This window comes from Actinomyces polynesiensis (genome assembly GCF_000820725.1).
GTDB lineage: Bacteria > Actinomycetota > Actinomycetes > Actinomycetales > Actinomycetaceae > Pauljensenia > Pauljensenia polynesiensis.
In genome coordinates this window covers 1-3,399 of sequence record NZ_CCXH01000258.1, presented here as the reverse complement: position 1 = coordinate 3,399, position 3,399 = coordinate 1, and the positions used below count along the sequence as shown (strand labels likewise).

General features: G+C 73.3%; 3 protein-coding genes and 1 pseudogene. 1 reads left to right on the top strand and 3 read right to left on the bottom strand.

Features of this window, described 5'->3' with window-relative positions; all coding sequences use genetic code 11:
- A partial coding sequence (locus tag TA90_RS11075) for a hypothetical protein (protein ID WP_043536466.1) occupies positions 1-776 on the bottom strand: 776 nt, incomplete at its 3' end.
- Positions 777-902: 126 nt separating this feature from the next.
- Positions 903-2,174: an alpha-amylase family protein gene (locus tag TA90_RS11070; protein ID WP_052450800.1), complete on the bottom strand. Its 1,272-nt coding sequence runs from the start codon at positions 2,172-2,174 to the stop codon at positions 903-905.
- Between the two features lie 94 nt (positions 2,175-2,268).
- On the opposite strand from TA90_RS11070, the gene TA90_RS11065 reads away from it, so the two are divergent.
- Positions 2,269-3,114 (top strand): putative RNA methyltransferase, encoded by an 846-nt coding sequence (locus TA90_RS11065; protein ID WP_043536462.1) that lies wholly within the window; start codon positions 2,269-2,271, stop codon positions 3,112-3,114.
- Between the two features lie 72 nt (positions 3,115-3,186).
- Here TA90_RS11065 and TA90_RS11060 read toward each other — a convergent pair.
- Positions 3,187-3,399 (bottom strand): annotated as a pseudogene (locus TA90_RS11060) (M50 family metallopeptidase); the annotation flags it as partial.

The window sequence follows — 3,399 nt, the reverse complement described above, 5'->3', positions numbered from 1 at the left end:
GGGGCGGGCACTCCGGCCGGGCGCGGCGCGGACGACGACGCCCCGGCCGCCTGCGGCTCCGGCGTCATCGGCCCCGGCGTCATCGGCCCCGGCGTCATCGGCACTGCGGAGGTCGCCGCCCGGGTGCTCCCTGCGGGGTCGGCGCGGTCGATGGTCCCGGTGGGGACGTCGGCGCGTTCGATCGAACCGGACGCACCACCCACGACGTCCAACGGACCCCGGAGGGGTCCCGCCTGTCCGACTGGCCCACCCGGAAGACCGGCACCTTCGACGACCGGTGCGGGACCGTTCCGTCGCGGCGCGGCGCGCAGGTCCAGGGAGGCCGTGACCAGCATGGCGATCCCCCCGATCACGGTCGCCGCGCTCCCGAGGACGAGGAGGACCGTGGCCACCCGGGGCGCCACACCGAAGGAGTTCTCCAGGACGGAGGGGACGGTCCCGGGCTGGTCCGTCGCGTCGGCGGCCCCCAGGGGGCCGATGACTGCGCCGAGCATGTAGACGGCCATCGGCCACGCGGTGAGACGTCCGACCTGCTGGCGCCCCACCCTGCGTGCGCGCAGCACCGTGAGCACGAGGACCGCGAGCTGCAGGGCGAACATCGGCACGGCCGCGTAGAACAGGTACAGGACCGACACCCACCCGCTCGAGCCGAGCCACTCCCGTCCGAGGGAGCCGAACATCGGGAGGACGACGAGGGCCGGGACCTGCAGGACGTGCAGGAGCGTGCGGGGGCCGGAGGGTTCCTCGGGCCGGGGAGTGGCGGCAGGAGTCGTCATCCCCCGACACTAGCGGTGATCCGGACCACTCTCCTGCGCAGGCTCCCCGGGTGGGTGGCCCTTGTCGGTGCTGCCCTCGCCGGACCCCTGACCCGGGCTCCGCCCCGGCCCCGGCCCCTGACGACCTCAGGCCTGCGTGTCGAGGAGGACCCGGCTCCCGTCCAGGATGCGCGCGTGTGCCGACGGTCCCCGCAGGTCGACCTCGAGGACGAGGTGCTGTCCCTCCTCCGGGCCGCGCACGTCCCACTCGGCGTGCTCATTGGTGAGCTGACGGGACGCGGTGCGGGCCACCACCAGCCAGGGATGGCGCCGCCGCAGACCGATGAGGTCCTGGTGGAGGCGCATCATGCGCGCCGCCCCGCCGGTGGGCGGGCTGGGGTGCGCGGGGAACTCGGGGCGTACGGCGTCGTCGCCGCCGGGTCGGTCCTCCTTGAGCCCGGTCATGGCGAGCTCGTCCCCGTGGTAGACGACCGGCATGCCACCCACGCCCATGAGGATCGTGGCCGCCACGGCGGCACCCTCGACCCCGACCTTCGTCGCGATGCGGGTGACGTCGTGGTTGCCGACGAAGGTCGTCGGGACGAAGGTGTCCAGGAATCCGTCGTGACGCTGCAGGGACCAGTCGAGCTCGAAGAGGTTGCCCGAGTCCAGCGAACTCCAGATCGCCTTCCACAACTCGTACTGGGTGACGGAGTCCAGGGTGGACTCCCCCACGATGGCGGGGTAGTCCCCGTGGATGACCTCGCCGACCGTGAGGAGGTCGGGATGCGCCTCGCGGACCGGGGGCAGGACCTTCGCCCAGAACGAGGGCGGGACCGCGTAGGCCGCATCCATGCGCCAGGCGTCGACCCCCCGGTCGCACCAGTGCTCCAGCACCGAGGTGACCAGGGCGACGACCTCAGGGTCGGAGTGGTTGAGCTCCACGAGGCCGGGGTGACCCTCGAACACCTGCGGGTACCAGTTCCCGTCCCGGGCCTGCCGGAAGTCGAACAGCGCGGCGGCCGGCGAGTCGTGGCCCTCGGCGAGTGCTCTCCGGACGAGGGGGTGTTCGCGGGAGACGTGGTTGAAGACCCCGTCGCACATGACCCGCAGTCCCCGCCGGTGGCACTCGGCGATGAGGTGGTCGAAGTCCGCGTCGTCACCCAGGCGAGGGTCGAGGTGGAAGTGGTCGAGGGTGTCGTAGCCGTGGGTGGCGGACCGGAACACCGGGCCGAGCTGGAGGCCGTTGGCGCCGAGCGCCACGGCGTGGTCGAGCCAGGCCTCGACCCTCCCGAGCCGGTGTGCGACCGGGGCGTGGGGATCGAGGGTGCGCGGTGCCCCGGTGAAGGTCAGTGGTATGACCTGCCACCAGATCGCGTGGTCCATCCAGCCCGGGTGGATGTGCGAGTGGTCCGCCATGGTGCTCCTTCGGGGTCGTGCGGTCGGACTTCCACTCTAGGCCGACCTAGACTCGGGGCGGTCCCGCCCTCGTCCGTCCACCCATCGGAGTCCCATGCCCCACGCGGCCCCACCCGCCCTCCTGCAGGTCCTCGACGCCCTGCGCTGTCCCCTGTGCGTCGGCACGCTGACGGTCTCGGGCACCGCCCTGCGCTGCCCGGCGGGCCACACCTTCGACATCGCCCGCCAGGGGTACGTGAGCCTGCTCGGAGGGACGAGGGCGACCAGCGGCGACGACGCCGACATGGTCCGGGCCCGCGAGCGCTTCCTCTCCACCCGCGCGTACGACCCCATCGGTGACGCCGTGGCGGACCTCGTGGCAGGAGAGGTGGGCGCGGGTCTGCTGCTCGACGTCGGGTGCGGGACCGGCCGGTACGCGGCGCGGGCCCTCGACGCCCTGCCGACCACGCACGGCCTGGGCCTGGACACCTCGACCCGGGCGCTGCGGGCGGCCGTGCGGGCACACCCGCGTCTGGCCGCAGCGACCTGGGACGTCTTCCGGGACTTCCCCCTCGTCGACGCCTGCTGCGCGGTGGTGATGGACGTGTTCGCGCCGCGCAATCCCGGAGAGTTCCACCGGGTCCTGCGCGGGGACGGGCGACTGGTGGTCGTGCGCCCGACCGCGGACCACCTGGCGGAACTGCGCTCCGAGGTGGTCGGCATGGTGGACGTCGACCCGGAGAAGGAGCAGCGCCTGTCACGCTCCCTGGCACCCCACTTCGACGGGGTGGCGACGCGGTCGGTGGAGTACCGCACTCCGCTGTCCCACGAGGGGGCCGTCGACCTCGTGGCCATGACCCCCAGTGCCCGCCACCTCGACGCCTCGCGCGTCGGTGAGGACCCCGACCTGCCCGAGGAGGTCACGGTGTCCGTCCTCGTGACGGCCTACCGCGCGCGCTGAGGCGGGAGGAAGGGCGGACCTCGCGGTCAGAACGGAGCGGACCTCAGGGTCGGAACAGGGCGGACCTCGCGGTCAGAACAGGCGGACGGGGTCGACGATGTCCGCGGCCACCAGCAGGACCGTCATCGCCACCAGCAGTCCCCCCACCGCATAGGTGAGCGGCATCATCCGGGCCGTGTCCGCCGGTCCTGGGTCCGGGGCACCACGCAGGCGCGCCCAGCTGCGGCGCACGCCCTCGTAGACGGCGCCGGCCACGTGCCCCCCGTCCAGCGGGGGCAGGGGGAT